The following is a 16,971-nucleotide window of genomic DNA, read 5'->3' as shown; positions in this document are numbered from 1 at the left end:
CGCCCAAGGGCGGCTTTTTCATGCCCGCGATTTGTCGCTGCGCATGTAGCGGGAGCAACTTTTGCGTAAAGCCGGTCCAAACTCCAGTCGTGAACAACGAACCCGGAGGGATGCCCGGTGCAATCCTGCTCGATCGAAACCGCTGTTGAAGAACTGCTGCACCGCCTGGACGGGCACATCCGTCTCGGGCTTCCGCTGGGCCTGGGCAAGCCCAACCGACTGGCCAATGCGCTGTACCGGCACATGCGCGAGAACCCGCGCCGGCAACTGACGTTCTACACGGCGCTGTCCCTCGGCCGCCCGCAGGCCGGCGGCGAGCTGCAGCGGCGCTTCCTCGACCCCTTCGTCGAGCGCATCTACGGCGACTACCCGGAACTGGATTACCTGCACGACCTGCGCAGCGGCAACGTGCCGGATAACATCCGCGTCGAAGAGTTCTACCTGCAGCCCGGCAGCCTGCTGGACAGCGCCCCGGCGCAGCAGAACTACATCAGCTGCAACTACAGCCACGTGGCGCGGGACATCAACGCCAAGGGCGTCAATGCCGTTGCCCAACTGGTTGCGCGTGATCCGGCGCGGCCGGGCAAGCTGAGCCTGGCGTGCAATCCGGACATCACCCTCGACCTGTTGCCGATGCTGCAGCGTCGCCGTGCGGCAGGCGAAACCATCGTCATTATCGGCGTCGTCCACGACCAGTTGCCGTACATGCCCGGCGACGCCGAAGTGGATGAGGATTTCTTCGACCTGCTGGTGGATGCGCCGGGCGACAGCAGCACGCTGTTTTCCACCCCCAACCTGCCAGTGGGCCTTCAGGACCACTGCATCGGCCTGCATGCCAGCGCCCTGGTGCGCGACGGCGGCACCCTGCAGATCGGCATCGGCTCCATGGGCGATGCCCTGACCTCGGCGCTGCTGATCCGCCAGCGCGACAACGATGGCTATCGTGCGCTGCTCGACGGCCTCGACTCCACCGCCCGCCACGCCGCGCTGATCGAGCGCGACGGCGGGCTGGGCGCTTTCCAGCACGGGCTGTATGGCTGCAGCGAAATGTTCGTTCCCGGCCTGCTGGCCCTGGCCGAGGCGGGGGTGCTCAACCGCCGGGTAGCGGCGCGCCCCGGCGCCGCGCCGACCGAGCCGGGCGTCTGGCTGCACGGCGGGTTTTTCCTCGGTCCGCAGGCCTTCTATCGGCGCCTGCGCGAGATGCCCCGCGAGGAGCTGGCCGGTATCGGCATGACCGGCATCGGCTTCGTCAATAACCTGTACCGCGACGAGGAGCTCAAGCGCGAGCAGCGCCGAGATGCGCGCTTCATCAACAGCGCCTTCACCGTTACCCTGCTGGGCGCTGGCGTGGCCGACCAACTGGAGGACGGCCGGGTACTCAGCGGTGTCGGCGGGCAGTACAACTTCGTCGCCCAGGCCCATGAGCTGGAAGGCGGGCGCTCCATCCTGATGCTGCGCAGCTGGCGTGAGTCCGAGGGTGAGCTGAGCTCCAACATCGTCTGGAGCTACGGCCACACGACGATTCCCCGACACTTGCGCGACATGGTGGTGACCGAGTACGGCGTCGCTGACCTCCGCGGCCGTAACGATGCCGAGGTGATCGCCGCCATGCTGTCCATCGCCGACTCGCGCTTCCAGGATGCGCTGATCGCCCAGGCCCAGGAGGCCGGCAAGCTGCCGAAGGACTTCGAGCTGGACCAGCGCTATCGCGACAATACCCCGGAGCGCTTGCGGGACGCGGCGCGACAGCATCGTCATCTGCTGCCGGAGTTCCCCCTGGGTTGCGACTTCACCGAGCAGGAGCGCGAGTTGCTGCGCGCGTTGGGTTGGCTCAAGAGCAAGCTGAAGCTGAGCGAGATTCTCGAACTGGGCAAGGCGACTCTCGATGCGCCGGCGCCGGAGGCCTACCCGGCTCACCTGGAGCGCATGGGGCTGGCGAATCCGGAGGGGCTGCGCGAGGAGCTGTACCAGCGCCTGGTACTGGCCGGCCTGAAAGCCAGCGCCGAACAAACCTTGTAGACGCGTAGGGCGCATAACGCGCCAGCGTTATCCGCCGCCAGGGAGTCGGCGGATAACCTGTTCCAGGTTATGCGCCCTACGCAAGGTCGGCTTTCAGGCATGAAAAAAGGCGGGCCCTGTCGGTGCCCGCCTTTTTTCGTGGTGCGGTGGATCAGTCTTCGAGGAACTCGACCTGACCGTTGGCCAGGGACTTCACCCGAGCCAGGGATTCCACGCGATAACCCTCGCTTTCCAGCAGGGAACGGCCTTCCTGGAAGGACTTCTCGATGACGATGCCCAGGCCGGCGATGCTGGCGCCCGCCTGCTGGATCAGGTCGATCAGCGCCTTGGCGGCATGGCCGTTGGCGAGGAAGTCGTCCACCACCAGCACGTGGTCGGCGGCGGTCAGGTGCTTGGCCGAGATGGCGATGGTGCTTTCGGTCTGCTTGGTGAAGGAGAAGACCTTGGAGATCAGCAGGTCGTTCTTCAGGGTCAGCGACTGGAACTTGCGGGCGAAGATTACCGGGATGCCCAGCTCAAGGCCGGCCATGATCGCCGGGGCGATGCCGGAGGCCTCGATGGTGACGATCTTGGTGATGCCCTGGTTCTTGAAGCGTTCGGCGAATTCATGGCCGATCTGCTTCATCAGCGCCGGGTCGATCTGGTGGTTGAGGAAGGCGTCTACCTTGAGGACCTGTTCGGAAAGAACGATGCCTTCGCTGCGAATTTTGTCTTTGAGAGTGTTCACGGGGGTGCTTCCGGAGCGGCTGTCGCTGATGAAGCGCGTAATTCTACAACGCCAGTGGCCATCTGCGCGACGTTCCGACCAATGCAATTGCTGATCGAATGGACAGTTTTTCGATGGGCGGAAGTACACGGATCGCCTGCCGGGGGAAACCTGCCTGTGCTTGGCCCTCTCCCTGACCCTGGCTGCGCGCCCCGCTCCGAAGTGAGAGGGGGCTGGTCCGAGTGGGGCGGGCTACCGGTGCTCGCCGGCTGACGTCTTAGTTGCAGCGGACGCCGGACGGCTCCCTCTCCCTTCAGGGAGAGGGCGGGGGAGAGGGTGCTCCGGCACGAGACTGACCGAGGAGCTCAGCGCTTGAGCATCGCCCGGATATCCGCCAGCGCCGAATTGCCCTTGGCCACCTTCACCTCCTGCGGCGCGTCCTCCTGGCCTTCCCAGACCAAGTCTTCGGGCGGCAGTTCGTCGAGGAAGCGGCTGGGCGAGCAGTCGATGATCTCGCCGTACTGCTTGCGCTTGGCGGCGAAGGTCATGGCCAGGTTCTTCTTTGCCCGGGTGATGCCCACATAGGCCAGGCGCCGCTCTTCCTCGATGGTGTCAGCCTCGATGCTGGAGCGGTGCGGGAGGATTTCCTCTTCCACGCCGAGAATGAACACGTAGGGGAATTCCAGGCCCTTTGAGGCGTGCAGGGTCATCATCTGCACGCCGTCGGCGCCGTCTTCCTCTTCCTGCTGGCGTTCGAGCATGTCGCGCAGCACCAGCTTGGCGATGGCCTGCTCGATGGTCATGTCGCCTTCTTCGTCGCGCTCCAGGGTGTTCTTCAGCGCTTCGATGAGGAACCAGACGTTACCCATGCGGAAATCGGCGACCTTGTCGCTGGACGCGTTCTGCCGCAGCCAGTTCTCGTAATCGATGTCCATCACCATGCTGCGCAGCGCGCCGATCGGGTCGCTGCCGGCGCACTGCTCGCGGACCTTGTCGATGAAGCGCTTGAAGCGCTGCAGACGCTCGATGTAGCGGGCGTCCAGGTGTTCGGAAAGGCCAAGCTCGCCGGAAGCATTGAACATCGAGCAACCGCGTTCGGTGGCGTAGTTGCCGAGCTTCTCCAGGGTGGTGGAGCCGATTTCCCGGCGCGGTACGTTGATCACCCGGAGGAAGGCGTTGTCATCGTCCGGGTTCACCAGCAGGCGGAAATAGGACATCAGGTCCTTCACTTCCTGGCGTCCGAAGAAGCTGGTGCCGCCTGACAGGTGATAGGGAATCTGGTGGTGCTGAAGTTTCAGCTCGATCAGCTTCGCCTGATAGTTGCCCCGGTAGAGGATGGCGAATTCGCTGTAGGGCCGCTGCGTCTTCAGGTGGATGGTGAGGATTTCCATGGCCACCCGCTCGGCCTCGGATTCCTCGTTGCGGCAGCGAATCACCCGGATCGGGTCGCCTTCGCCCATCTCACTCCACAGCTGTTTCTCGAACACGTGGGGATTGTTGGCGATGAGGATGTTGGCGCACTTGAGGATACGGCTGGTGGAGCGGTAGTTCTGCTCCAGCATCACCACCTTCAGCGAGGGGAAGTCATCCTTGAGCTGCATCAGGTTTTCCGGGCGCGCGCCGCGCCAGGCGTAGATTGACTGGTCGTCGTCACCCACCACGGTGAAGTGCGCGCGCTGCTGCACCAGCATCTTCACCAGCAGGTACTGGCTGGCGTTGGTGTCCTGGTATTCGTCCACCAGCATGTAGCGCACGCGGTTGCGCCACTTGTCGAGGATCTCCGGGTGCTCCTGGAACAGCTTCACCGGCTGCAGGATGAGGTCGTCGAAGTCCACCGCGTTGTACGCCTTGAGCGTGCGCTGGTAATGCAGGTAGACCATGGCCGCGGTCTGTTCCTTGGGGTTGCGCGCCTTTTCCAGCGCCTCTTCCGGAAGGATCAGGTCGTTCTTCCAACTGCCGATCAGGTTCTTGATCTCGTCCAGACCGTCATCGCCGGAATATTCCTTCTGCATGATGTCGGTCATCAGCGCCTTCACATCGCTCTCGTCGAAGATCGAGAAGCCGGGCTTGTAGCCCAGGGCCGCGTGTTCCTTGCGGATGATGTTCAGGCCCAGGTTGTGGAAGGTCGAGACGGTCAGGCCCTTGCCTTCGCCCGGGCGCAGCAGGGTGCTGACGCGCTCCTTCATCTCGCGGGCGGCTTTGTTGGTGAAGGTCACGGCGACGATGTACTGGGCGCGGATGCCGCATTGCTGCACGAGGTACGCGATCTTGCGGGTGATCACGCTGGTCTTGCCGGAGCCGGCGCCGGCCAGCACCAGGAGCGGGCCGCCGACGTAGTTCACGGCCTCTTGCTGCCGGGGATTGAGTCGGGACATGAAGGCGGGGTCTGTAGTGAAGCGGGGGCGTATTCTAGCAGGCCGTGCCGGGCGTCGGGGTGCCGCTCGGAATAGCGGCGATCTGTGACACGATCGTACTTATGTGTTTTGGATAAATCTGTACATGTATTAGGCTTGTGACAGCATTACTTGAAGAAAACTCTTAAGAGTTTCTCTGAAGTTTCGTCTACATCCGTGGGATGTCCGGATGGCGTCGCTTCAAAACCGGGGGAAATGGGCGCAGGGATGGTGCCTGGAGTTTCTCCCCTTTCTAGAGATACATGGGGGTCGCTTGGCAGCGTCGGTCGAACCAACGCGCCTGCTCCTGCTGGCGGAAGCGCCGCAGTGGGCCCAGCTACTGCGCGGGCATCTGGCCGCGTTGGGGCCGGGCTATTCGCTGATCACGGCCCCGTCCTGGCAAGCCGCCAGCGCCCTGTTCGACGAGGATCAGGTCGGCCTGGTGCTCACCACGCCCGCCAAGTTGCCGTCCGCCCACCAGTGCCACCTGCCGCTGATCCTGCTGCTGGAGCGCGAGCCCGCGGAAGAGCCCGTCGGCGTCGCCGACTACCTGGTGGCCGAGTCCCTCAGTGTCGAAGTCCTGCGCCGTACCCTGCGCTACGTGCGCGAGCGCACTTCGTTGCAGAACACCCTGCAGAGCCTGGCCGAACAGGACCCGCTGACCGGCATCGCCAACCGCCAGGGTTTCCAGACCCTGCTCGCCGCCCGGCTGAGCGAGAGCGAAGGGCGCGGCCTGGCGCTGGGCCACCTGGACCTGGACAACTTCCGCCACGTCAACGACGCCCTCGGCCACCAGGCCGGCGACCGCCTGATCCTGCAGGTGGTGGCACGGCTGAAGGCGCACCTGGACAACGGCGACCACATCGCCCGCCTGGGCAGCGACGAGTTCGCCCTGCTGCTGGACACCCGCCGCGACCCGGCACGGGTGGAGAAGGTCGCCGAACTGATAGTCGAGTCCCTGGGCGAACCCTACTGGGTCGAGGGCGAAAGCCTGCTGCTGGGCTGCAGCCTGGGCATGGCCCACGCCCGCGCCGGTGAGGCCGCCGACCCGCTGCTGTGGCACGCGCACATCGCCATGCAACAGGCCAAGTCGCGCCAAGGCTGCACCTTCCACATCTTCGATGAGCGCATCAACCGTGGCGCCCGCAGCCTCGCCGACCTGGAGAGCGAGTTGCGCCGGGCGCTGCGTCGCGACGAGCTGGAGCTGCACTACCAGCCGCGCCTGGACCTGCACACCGGGCAGATCGTCGGCCTCGAGGCCCTGGTGCGCTGGCGCCATCCCGAGCGCGGCCTGCTGACGCCGGGCGACTTCGTGCCGCTGGCCGAGGAAAGCGGGCTGATCGTGCCGCTGGGCTACTGGGTCATCTCCCGCGCCCTGCGCGACATGCAGTGGCTGCGCGGGCGCGGCCTGCCGCCGCTGCACATGGCAGTGAACCTGTCGTTCCGCCAGTTCCAGGACAGCCAGCTGCTGCCGACCCTGGAGCGCCTGATCCGCGAGCGCGGCGTCGATGCCCAGTGGCTGGAGTTCGAACTCACCGAAACCGCCGTGATGCGCCGCAGCGACCAGGTCCTGCAGACCATGCAGGCCCTTGGCCGGCTCGGCGTGCGCTTCTCGCTGGACGATTTCGGCACCGGCTTCTCGTCCTTCGTGCACCTCAACAGCCTGCCGATCACCCTGCTGAAGATCGACAAGAGCTTCGTCGGCGGCATGCACGAACGCACGGAAAACCTGCAACTGGTGCGGGCGATGATCAACTTGGCGCACAACCTCAATCTGGAAGTGGTCGCCGAAGGTGTCGAGACCGCCGCCCAGCAGGACGAGTTGCGCCAGTTCGGCTGCGACCAGGTCCAGGGTTACTGGATCAGCCGCCCGCTGCCATTGTCGGAGCTGGCGCGTTTCCTGGTCTTCGGCGCCAACCGTGCGCTGCGCCTGCAGGACTCGGTCAGCTAGCGACCAGCTGGCACGGCCAGCGCCGCGTTAGCCGTGCGCGGACGCAGCAAGCGCGACGTCTTCGCCTCGAAGGCCAGCGTCAGCCCGATGGCCGCGCAGGCCAGGCCCGACGCCAGCCCCCACCACACGCCACTCGGCCCCCAGCCCAGCGGGAAGGCCAGCAGCAACGCCATCGGCACGCCCACCAGCCAGTAGCCGGCCAGCCCGACGAGGAAAGTGGTGCGCGCATCCTTCAGGCCGCGGATCGCGCCCATGGCGATGCACTGGGTGCCGTCGAACAACTCGAACCACGCGGCGATGGCCAGCAGGCTGACCGCCAGTTGCACCACATCGCGGTTGGCCGGGTCGTTGTGGTCGATGAACAGGCCGATGACCAGCTCCGGCGCCAGCCAGAACAGCGCGGCGAAGGCGAACATGCAGCTGGCGCCGAAGCCGATGCCCAGCCGCCCGGCGCGGCGTGCCTCGACCAGCCGGCCGGCGCCGTAGTGCTGGCCGATGCGGAAGGTCACTGCGTAGGAAAGCCCCATGGGCACCATGAACGCCACGTACACCGACTGGATGGCGATCTGGTGCGCCGCCAGCGCGGTGCTGCTGATCACGCCCATGCACAGCGTCGCCACGGTGAACATGCCCGACTCCACGGCGTAGGTACCGCCGATGGAAATGCCCAGCCGCAGCGATTCGCCGATCACCTTGAAGTCCGGCTTCGACAATCCCTTCAGCAGCGGGTAGGGCGCGTAGGCCCGGTGCCAGCGCAGGTACAGGGCGAAGATCACCGGCAGCGCATTCATCACCACCGCGGTGACCATGCCGATTCCCGCCAGCCCCAGGCGCGGCAGGCCGAACAGTCCCTCAATGAAGGCGTAATTGAGGGCGAAGTTGGCCAGCGCGCCGATCAGGCTGATGGCCATGACCGGGCCGGGCCGCTCGATGGCGCTGGTGAAACCGCGCAGCACCATGAAGGCCATGTAGCCGGGCAGGGCGAAGACGATGCTGTGCAGAAAACTCATGGTGCCGGCGACCGTTTCCGGGGCCTGGCCGAAAGCGATCAGGATCGGCCCGAGGTTCCACAGCAACAGGCCCGCCAGCAGCGCCAGCGCGCCACCGATCCACAGGCCGGCCTGGGTCGCTTCGACCACGCCGCGGGCGTCTTTTGCGCCATGCCGGATCGCCACCAGGTTGCCGGTGGCCGCGACCACGCCGACACAGAAGGTCGAAACCAAGGCGTAAGTCGAAGCCCCGAGGCCGCCGGCGGCCAGTGCCTCGCGGCCGAGCTTGCCCATCATCACGGTGTCGGTGAACACCATGGCGACGTAGGCCAGTTGGGCGGCAATCAGCGGGCCGGCCAGGCGCAGGATGGCGGCGAGTTCGTCACGGTACGGGCGTTTCATGAGTCAGGCTCAGCAAGCGGCAGGCGCCGCATCGGTAGGAGTGGCCCATTCTCCGGCCGTTGTGGACGCGGGCACAAAAGGAAAAATGCGATGCCATCCATGAGTCATACTCATGTTTAAGACAGCCGGAGCCCGCCATGAACCGCCAGTTGCCGCCCCTTTATGCCCTGCGCGCCTTCGAGGCCGCCGCGCGGCACGCGTCCTTCACCCGCGCCGCCGAGGAACTGGCGATCACCCAGAGCGCGGTCAGCCGGCACATCAAGACCCTGGAAGAACACTTCGCCTGCCGGCTGTTCCAGCGCCGCGGCCGCCAGCTGGAGCTGACCGAAACCGCGCGGATGTTGCTGCCCGGCCTGCGCGACGGTTTCGATGCGCTGGAGCGCGCCTGTGCCAGCCTGCGCGCGGACGAGGGCGTGCTGCGGCTGAAGGCGCCGTCGACCCTGACCATGCGCTGGTTGCTGGCGCGGCTGAGCAAGTTCCGCATGCAGAACAGCGATATCGAGGTGCAGCTGACCAGCGCCTGGATGGACGTGGATCGCGTCGACTTCGTGCATGAGCCCTTCGATTGCGCGGTGCTGCTGAGCTCGGGGCACTTTCCGCCGGACTGGGAGGCCGCCTTGCTGTTTCCCGAGTGGCTGATTCCCGTCGGCTCGCCTGCGCTGCTGGCGGATGGCGCCTGGGACGCCGAGCGGCTGGCCGGCGCCGAACTGCTGCACCCCACCCCCGACCGTCGCGACTGGCGGCGCTGGTTGCAGCGCATGGGTCTGGGGGAGCAGGTCTCGCTCAAGGGCGGACAGGTATTCGATACCCTCGAACTGGGCATAGTCGCCGCGACCCGCGGCTACGGCGTTTCCATCGGCGACCTGGTGATGGTCGCCGAGGATGCCAATCAGGGCCGCCTGGCACTGCCCTGGCCCAGCGCCGTCGCCAGTGGCGAGAGTTACTACCTGGTCTGGCCCCGCGCGCGCCGAGACCAGGGGCGCCTGCGGCGGCTGCGTGAATTCCTCCAGGCCGAGATGCAGGCGATGCAGATGCCAGTGGTGGACTACTTCGAATGACCTGTCGCTGCGGATAATCTGTCAACCGTTGCCTTCGCCGGGAATCCCATGAACTCCATCGACCACCTCATCCAGCTCGCCGGCCTGCGCGGCAGTCTCGACCTGCGTTGCCGCTTCCTCGGCGACTGGGCGCTGGACCACGAGCCCTTGCCCGAGGGGACGGCGCAGTACCACGTGGTGCTGTCCGGCAGCTGCCGGGCGGAAATGCCCGACGGGCAGGCCCTGGACCTCAAGGCAGGCGAGGTACTGGTCCTGCCCGATGGTGCAGCCCACCTGTTGCGCAGCCAAGGCACGCGGGTGGCCGCGCAGTCGCCGGAAGTCCACGAGGCGGGCCTGTTGCCGGTCCATCGCCTTGGCACGGGCGAAGGCGAGCTGGACATGCTTTGCGGCAGCTTCCATTACCAGCGCGGCTCGCTGCTGATCGGCTCCTTGCCGAGCGCCCTGAAGGTGTCCTGCCAGGACAATGGACTGGGCGATGCCGTGGCCGCACTGGTCGGCCTGCTGCGCGCCGAGGCGGAGGGTAACCAGGCCGGCGCGCGCTTCCTGGTCGATGCATTGTCTTCGGCGCTGTTCACCCTGATCCTGCGCGTCTACCTGCAGGAGCACACCCCCAGCAGCGGCACCCTGGCATTGCTCGCCGACAGGCGCCTGAGCCGCGCCTGGCAGGCCATGCTCGACGATCCTGCCCACGAGTGGACCATCGAGGCCCTGGCCGAGCGGGCGAACATGTCCCGCGCCACTTTCACGCGCCTGTTCACCCAGGTTGCAGGGCGATCGCCCTGGGCGCTGCTGACCACAGTGCGCATGGAACTGGCCTACCGCCTGCTGAGCACCTCGCAGCTGAGCCTCTCCGACATTGCCGCCCAGGTCGGCTACCAGTCCCAGGCCTCCTTCACCAAGAAGTTCAGGGACACCTACGGCGAGGCCCCCGGCCGCCTGCGCCGTGCGGTGAACTAGACCAGTCGTCGCTGCCGGCAAAGCCGCGTGGCGCGTATGGATATGTCCTGCCGCCTTCGCGACGGTTCGCGTCGCTGCCGTCGCAGAGCTGAAACAGCGCTTTGCTAGGGTCATTGCTGGACTAGTCCAGCGAGGGCCCGTTTCGGGCCTTCCCCATTCCAACAACACCACTCGGGGGAATTCCATGAAGCCCATGCGCACCTTGCTCGCCGGCCTGATCCTGGCCGGCCTCGCCAGCACCACGTTTGCCGCCACTGAGCTGAAGCACTGGCCGGCGCCCGCCGCCAAGCAGCTCGACGCCTTGATCGCTGCCAATGCCAACAAGGGCGCCTTCGCGGTCTTCGACATGGACAACACCAGCTACCGCTACGACCTAGAGGAATCGCTGCTGCCCTTCCTGGAAATGAAAGGCGTGCTGACCCGCGAGAAGCTCGACCCCTCGCTCAAGCTGATCCCCTTCAAGGACGTGAACGGCCACAAGGAAAGCCTCAACAGCTACTACTACCGCCTCTGCGAAGTCGACGACCTGGTCTGCTACCCCTGGGTCGCCCAGGTGTTCTCCGGCTTCACCCTCAAGGAGCTCAAGGGCTATGTCGACGAGCTGATGGCCTATGGCAAGCCGGTGCCCAGCACCTATTACGAAGGTGACGTGGTCAAGACCCTCTCGATCAACCCGCCCAAGGTCTTCACCGGCCAGACCGAGCTGTACAACAAGCTGATGGAGAACGGCATCGAGGTCTATGTGATGACCGCCGCCCACGAGGAACTGGTGCGCATGGTCGCCAGCGATCCCAAGTACGGCTACAACGTGAAGCCGGAGAACGTCATCGGCGTCACCACCCTGCTCAAGGACCGCCAGAGTGGCGCGCTGACCACCGCGCGCAAGCAGATCAGCGAGGGCAAGTACGATCCCAAGGCCAACGTGGACCTGGAAATCACCCCCTACCTGTGGACTCCGGCGACCTGGATGGCCGGCAAGCAGGCGGCGATCCTCACCTACATCGACCAGTGGAAGAAGCCCATCCTGGTCGGCGGCGATACGCCCAGCAGCGACGGCTACATGCTCTTCAACGGAACCGCCGAGAACGGCGTGCACCTGTGGATCAACCGCAAGGCCAAGTACATGGACCAGCTCAACGGCATGATCAAGAAGAACGCCGAAGCCCAGGCCAAGCTCGGCCAGCCGGTGACCGCCGACAAGAACTGGGTGATCGTCACGCCGGAGGAGATCCAGTAAGCGCGTTGCGCCTGTGCAGGAGCGGACTCCGTCCGCGATAGGTCCGCATCGCGTCGGATGCCATCGCGGACGGGGTCTGCTCCTACGCCGCTTTCCGGTTCTTGCACCACGGTCGCTCTCGCGGGGCGCATCACGCGCCGGCGTTATCCGCCGCGAAGTGGCCGGCGGATAACCCGTTCCGGGTGATGCGCCCTATTGCTATTGCCCGGCTCCTGCGCTGCCGGGCAGATAGGTTCGCGAGCAAGGACTGGGCGTCCCCCTCGGTCCTACAAGGAGCGGTGCACACCTGTAGGAGCGAGCTTGCTCGCGAACCGCTTGGCGCCATTCCTTCAGGCGAACGCTGGCGCAGGGTGTTTCCCGGTGAATTTCCCGACAGCCTCGCAGTTCCCGAAAGTCATCACGCTGGGGCGGTAAAGCGGCTGCGGGATGCTTGGGAAGGTCCCTACACTGCCGCGGCGTTGCGGTCCTACAAGTTCACTGCTTAGCGTTTCGCCCTGCCACGGCGTCATCGTGGCCAGGTGTGGAAACCTGTATTCGACTTCTTAATCGTCATAGCGGAGCTTGCCTGGCACCCCCTTCGTGCCAGGTTGGCTCTGGCAGTCTATGGCGGACCGTGTGAGGCGGGCTTCGGCCCGGCCGGTCTTGGAAGTCGAGCTGGTTTTCCACCCTTGCACGGTCCGCCTCCCTCTTTCGGCAGTTCCGGGCGGCGGCTTCCTGAATGAGCAAGGAGCTTCTGCATGAACCTTTCGATTTCTCTGGCCGACCAAGGCCTGACCCCGATCTGTTTCGTCCGCCATAACCGGCAGTTGCGCGGCCTGATGATCGAGCAGCAGGCGTGGTTCGTAGTACGTGACCTCGGCAAGCTGCTCAGCTACAAGATTTCCGCGCCCTTCATTGCCCGTCTCGACGGCGACCTGAGCCGCCATGAACGTCTCGTTGGTAATCCCGAACCGGAGCTACTGGTCAGTGAAAGCGGCTTCTACGCCTTGTTGCTGGTCTATTGCTACCACCCGGAGAACCGCAGCCTGCGCGACCAGCCCAACCACGACGCGCGCCTGCCGCGCCGGCGCATGCAGCATCTGCTGGGCGAAGCGTTGCCGGTGATGGATTGGCAGGGCAGCCTGTGGGTGCGCTGGCGTGATGCCGTAGGGCTGATGGAAAACCACCTGCGCGCCTGATTCCGGCTGCGCTTCATGGCCTGGCGGCCCACTGCCGAGGGCCGGAAAGAAACCGCCCAGCAAGGATGCTGGGCGGTTGCCTGCTGCCACCGCTACCGGCTGGCAGCATCAGGCCCGGTCAGGCCAGTGCGGCTTCGTGGTGCAAGGGTAGAACCGACTCCAGCGCCAGGGCCGTGTTGAACACCGTATGGTAGGAGCCGCCTTCCACTTGTTGTACCTGCACGGTGTGATCGCCGGAGAACGACAGGGTGTCGCGGCCGACCTGCAGGAGGTCGCTCAGCTTGAGGGCGGCAAGTTTCTGCGAGTTCTGAATGACCATGCCGAGATCAGACTGCGCAGTCGCCCCGGAGCTGTCGGCGCTGAACAGCGAAGTGCCAGCAAGGTTGAACTTGCCCTGGGCGTCCTGGCTTTGCGCATCGATGCTGGACTTGCCAGCCAGCGAATGGCTGTCCGCGCTGAACAGGCCATCGAACAGTGCGGTGGAAGCCTTGGCACCGTTCAGGACAGCCAGGCCCAGGGCCGTCTTGCCCGTCACGCCGTCCTTGCTGGCGTCGAAGAGCGAGCTGTTGGCGAAGTCGAATGCCTTGCTCAGGCCGTCCTGCACCTTCACGCCCAGGTTCGTCTGGGCGTCGGCACCGTCCTTGCCGACGCTGGCGATGCCGTCGAACTGGGAGGAGGAGGACTTGGTGCCATTCTGGGTGGTCACGTCCAGTGCGGTCTGGCCGGCAGCGCCATCCTTGTTGAGGTTGAAGATCGAGCTGTTGGCGAAGTCGAGTGCCTTGCTCAGGCCATCCTGCACCTTGACGTCCAGGTTCGTCTGGCCGGYGGCGCCGTCCTTGCCGAYGCTGGCGATGCCGTCGAACTGGGAGGAGGAGGACTTGGTGCCATTCTGGGTGGCCACGTCCAGTGCGGTCTGGCCGGCAGCGCCATCCTTGTTGAGGTTGAAGATCGAGCTGTTGGCGAAGTCGAGTGCCTTGCTCAGGCCATCCTGCACCTTGACGCCGACATCCGCCTGGCCGGTCAGGCCGGCCTTGCTGGCATTGAAGAGGCCATCGAACGCGGCGGCGGTGGTCTTGACGCCGTTCTGCGTCACCAGGCCCAGGTCGAGCTTGCCGGTGGTACCTGCCTGCGAGCTGTTCAACAGGGAATTGATCGCGAGGTCCAGAGCCTTGCCAGTGGCATCCTGGGTTTTCACCTGAACGTCCGTCTGCGCTGTTCCAGCGGCCTTGTCCACAATGCTGCTGATACCAACTTCGGTATTCGCGGTGGCGACGTTAAGGTTGAAGTTCAATTTGGACGAAGATGAGCTCGAAGTGCCTGTGCCCAGTCCAAAAATATTAAAAAGACCCATCATGGATTTCCTTCAATAAAGTGCAAAACAGTACCGCCGCAGACGGGGCCGCGGACGGCAAGTCATCAAGTGAATTGATGCCGAGCCATCGTAGTGAATGGCTTCGCAGGGCGTTCGTGCTCAGGAAGGAAATCGGAATATTCTCAGGGTCTAACGGAGGTTTCGTAGCAAAGCAGGTGGAGCCGAGGCGTCTCGGTGATTTCAATTGCCTGGAATTTGTTTTTGATAAAGAAGTTGTCAGTTATATGAAGTTGAATTGTCTCGGGCAGTATTAAAACAATTGAACTTATGCCGCGGCGATTTCCCTCGGTTGATAAACCAACTTTCTTGTAAGTTGGCGGGGATTACTCTCCGCCAGACTCCCACGGAGTGGAGGGATCACTCCTTGAGCTGGCCCAGCCCGTACTCCAGGCTGGCAGCAGAAAGCTCGCCCATCTGGCTGTGCTTCAGGCGCCCCTGGGCGTCGTAGAACAGCGTGGTGGGCATGCCGTAGGAACCGGTGAGCTGGCCCAGGCGGTTGCCGCTGTCGAGCAATACTGCCGCTTCGCTCAGGCCCTGGTCGCGCAGGAAACGCTGCACGGCTTCGGCGTTCTCGCCCTGGTTGACCAGCAGGAAGCGCACGTCGCTGCGCTGCTTCTGGGCGGCCTCCAGCACCGGCATTTCGCGCCGGCACGGTGGGCACCAGGTGGCCCATAGGTTCACCACCATGGGCCGGCCATCCCGCGCGCGCAGGTCCACGGCCGCTCCGCGCAAGTCCATCACCGTGAGTTCTGGAAGCTGCTGGCTGCGATCCAGCGCCGAAGTCACTGCCTTGCCGCCGCCCCACAGGCATACGCCGACCACGGCGGCGACGGCCAGCGGGCGACGCAGTGCGGCCCTGCGCCAGGCCAGCACGGCGCCGATCAGCGCAGCGGCGATCACGCCCGGTAGCGCGAGAAACCCGCCATCGCGGATATCCACAATGCTCAGGGGCGTTGCCGCGTACTGCTCGGCATAGCGCGCAACGAATGCCAGCCGTGCCGCCAGCAGGCCGCCGAGGAACATGGCGAACAGCGCACCTTCTGGATTGGCACCGCGCCTGCGCCCGGCCAGCCAGCCGGCCAGCAGCGCACCGAAGAAGCCGAGGTAGAGCAGGACGTGGGGTAGGGGAATGGCCAGTGGGCCGAGGGTCAGACTGGTCAAGGCAGGAGCCCGGCAAAAGGAAACCAAGGTACAGCAGGGCGCGGCCGTGCGGCAGCGCCGGGCTGTGGATAAATGTTTCGCCTCAGGCTGGCAGCGGCTCGGCCTGCTGCTCGCGCAACTCGGCGGTGAGCCGCCCGGCGCAGGCGCCGACCTTGCGCACGGCCGCTTCGATCAGCGGCAGGTCGCGGTTGGAGTAGTTCATGCGGATGCAGTTGCGGTACTTGCCCGAGGCGGAAAAGATGTTGCCCGCCGCCACCTGCACGTTGTCACGGCGCAGCTCCTGGTTCAGCCGCACGCTGTCGAACTGCGGGTCGAACTCGACCCAGAGCATGAAACCGCCGCGCGGCCGGGTGACCCGCGCGCCTTCGGGGAAGTAGCGGCCGACCCACTCGGTCATCAGGTCGCGGTGGCGCTGGTACTGCGCGCGCATGCGGCGGATGTGCGGCTCGTAGTGGCCGCCGCCGACGAACTCGGCCAGGGCCATCTGCGGCTGCGGCGCGCAGGTGCCACTGGCGATGTACTTGAAGTGCAGGATGCGATCCAGGTAGCGCCCCGGCACCACCCAGCCGGTGCGCAGGCCGGGCGCGACCGTCTTGGAGAAGGAACTGGCCAGGAGCACGCGGTCGTCGGTGTCGAAGGACTTGATGCTGCGCGGACGCGGGAAGGCGTAAGCCAGTTCACCGTAGACGTCGTCCTCGAGGATCGGCACGTCGTAGCGCGCGGCCAGCGTCAGCAGGGCGCGCTTGCGGGTGTCGGGCATGATGTAGCCCAGCGGATTGTTGCAGTTGGGGGTGAGCAGGATCAGCTTTACCGGCCACTGTTCCATCGCCAGTTCCAGCGCTTCCAGGCTGATGCCGTTGGTGGGGTCGGTGGGAATTTCCAGCGCCTTCAGGCCATACGCCTTGAGTGCCTGCATGGCGCCGTGGAAGCTCGGCGAGTCGATGGCGATGATGTCCCCCGGTTCGCAGATGGCGCGTAGCGTGATGGCCAGCGCTTCCTGGCAGCCGGTGGTGATGACGATCTCGCTGGGTGGCACCTGGCAGCCGGAGTCGAGCATCAGCCGGGCGATCTGCTCGCGCAGCGGCAGCGAGCCCTGGATGCCTTCGTAGCCCAGGCTCTGCAGGTCGGTCCGCCGCGCGGCATGCACCATCGCCCGTTGCAGCGGCTTGAGCGACGGGCTGGCGATATCCGGGGTGCCGCGCCCGAGTTGGACGAAGTCGCCGCCCGGCGCGCGGCGCACCTGTTCCAGTACCTGGTCCCATTGCGAGACATCCACTGGCCGTTGCGCCGGGCGAGTCATCGCCGGCATTGGCGGCAGCTCGCGACGTTCCGGCACGAAGTAGCCGGACTTCGGCCGCGGCTCCACCAGGCCGTCATCCTCCAGTACGCGGTAGGCCTGCTGCACGGTGCTGATGCTGACGCCGTGCTCTTCGCTCAGTGCGCGCACCGAGGGCAGGCGATCGCCGGGGCGATACAGGCCTTGCTCGATGCGTTCGCCAAGGGTGGCGGCCAACTGCGCGTAGCGTTTCATGACAGATCTCCCGTGCC

Annotated in this window: 12 protein-coding genes; 6 read left to right on the top strand and 6 right to left on the bottom strand. The window is 65.3% G+C overall.

What is annotated here, in order from left to right:
• Positions 1–243 precede the first annotated feature (243 nt).
• Positions 244–2,019 carry an acetyl-CoA hydrolase/transferase C-terminal domain-containing protein gene (locus A6723_RS04580; RefSeq protein WP_139092898.1) on the top strand — a complete coding sequence of 592 codons (1,776 nt, stop codon included), beginning with the start codon at positions 244–246 and terminating at the stop codon, positions 2,017–2,019.
• Positions 2,020–2,170: 151 nt separating this feature from the next.
• On the opposite strand, the gene A6723_RS04575 is transcribed toward A6723_RS04580, so the two are convergent.
• Complete coding sequence (locus A6723_RS04575) at positions 2,171–2,746, bottom strand: xanthine phosphoribosyltransferase (protein WP_024762083.1); 576 nt, start codon at positions 2,744–2,746, stop codon at positions 2,171–2,173.
• 344 nt (positions 2,747–3,090) lie between these two features.
• Positions 3,091–5,100, bottom strand: a complete 2,010-nt coding sequence (gene rep, locus A6723_RS04570) for a DNA helicase Rep (protein ID WP_054910075.1) — start codon at positions 5,098–5,100, stop codon at positions 3,091–3,093.
• Between the two features lie 292 nt (positions 5,101–5,392).
• Between rep and A6723_RS04565 the strand changes: the two genes are divergently transcribed.
• A complete protein-coding gene (locus A6723_RS04565) occupies positions 5,393–7,069 on the top strand; it encodes a bifunctional diguanylate cyclase/phosphodiesterase (RefSeq protein ID WP_054910076.1) in 1,677 nt (558 codons plus the stop codon).
• Here A6723_RS04565 and A6723_RS04560 read toward each other — a convergent pair.
• Entirely contained in the window at positions 7,066–8,460 is a 1,395-nt protein-coding gene (locus A6723_RS04560) for a NorM family multidrug efflux MATE transporter (RefSeq protein WP_054910077.1), read from the bottom strand. The genes A6723_RS04565 and A6723_RS04560 overlap by 4 nt on opposite strands.
• Positions 8,461–8,597: 137 nt before the next feature.
• Here A6723_RS04560 and A6723_RS04555 point away from each other — a divergent pair, with 137 nt between their 5' ends.
• The 4 genes from A6723_RS04555 (at position 8,598) to A6723_RS04540 (ending at position 12,890) form a co-directional block, all read left to right on the top strand.
• Positions 8,598–9,518, top strand: a complete 921-nt coding sequence (locus A6723_RS04555; protein WP_054910078.1) for a LysR substrate-binding domain-containing protein — start codon at positions 8,598–8,600, stop codon at positions 9,516–9,518.
• Between the two features lie 48 nt (positions 9,519–9,566).
• On the top strand, positions 9,567–10,475 hold the full coding sequence (locus tag A6723_RS04550) for an AraC family transcriptional regulator (protein ID WP_054910079.1): 909 nt from the start codon (positions 9,567–9,569) through the stop codon (positions 10,473–10,475).
• Between the two features lie 184 nt (positions 10,476–10,659).
• Positions 10,660–11,712, top strand: a complete 1,053-nt coding sequence (locus tag A6723_RS04545) for a hypothetical protein (RefSeq protein WP_054910080.1) — start codon at positions 10,660–10,662, stop codon at positions 11,710–11,712.
• A gap of 737 nt (positions 11,713–12,449) precedes the next feature.
• A complete protein-coding gene (locus A6723_RS04540; RefSeq protein WP_054910081.1) occupies positions 12,450–12,890 on the top strand; it encodes a hypothetical protein in 441 nt (146 codons plus the stop codon).
• A gap of 118 nt (positions 12,891–13,008) precedes the next feature.
• Here A6723_RS04540 and A6723_RS04535 read toward each other — a convergent pair whose 3' ends face one another.
• The 3 genes from A6723_RS04535 to A6723_RS04525 all read right to left on the bottom strand — a co-directional run bounded on the left by A6723_RS04535 (position 13,009) and on the right by A6723_RS04525 (position 16,954).
• Positions 13,009–14,085, bottom strand: a complete 1,077-nt coding sequence (locus A6723_RS04535; protein ID WP_139092893.1) for a hypothetical protein — start codon at positions 14,083–14,085, stop codon at positions 13,009–13,011.
• A 534-nt stretch (positions 14,086–14,619) separates the two neighbouring features.
• Positions 14,620–15,423, bottom strand: coding sequence for a TlpA disulfide reductase family protein (locus A6723_RS04530; RefSeq protein ID WP_054910842.1), 804 nt, complete (start codon positions 15,421–15,423; stop codon positions 14,620–14,622).
• 82 nt (positions 15,424–15,505) lie between these two features.
• Positions 15,506–16,954: a PLP-dependent aminotransferase family protein gene (locus A6723_RS04525; RefSeq protein ID WP_054910841.1), complete on the bottom strand. Its 1,449-nt coding sequence runs from the start codon at positions 16,952–16,954 to the stop codon at positions 15,506–15,508.
• Positions 16,955–16,971: the final 17 nt, after the last annotated feature.

Origin of the sequence: Pseudomonas sp. AU11447 (genome assembly GCF_001672555.2) — a bacterium.
Taxonomy (GTDB): domain Bacteria; phylum Pseudomonadota; class Gammaproteobacteria; order Pseudomonadales; family Pseudomonadaceae; genus Pseudomonas; species Pseudomonas nitroreducens.
This window is presented reverse-complemented; position numbering and strand designations above follow the sequence as displayed.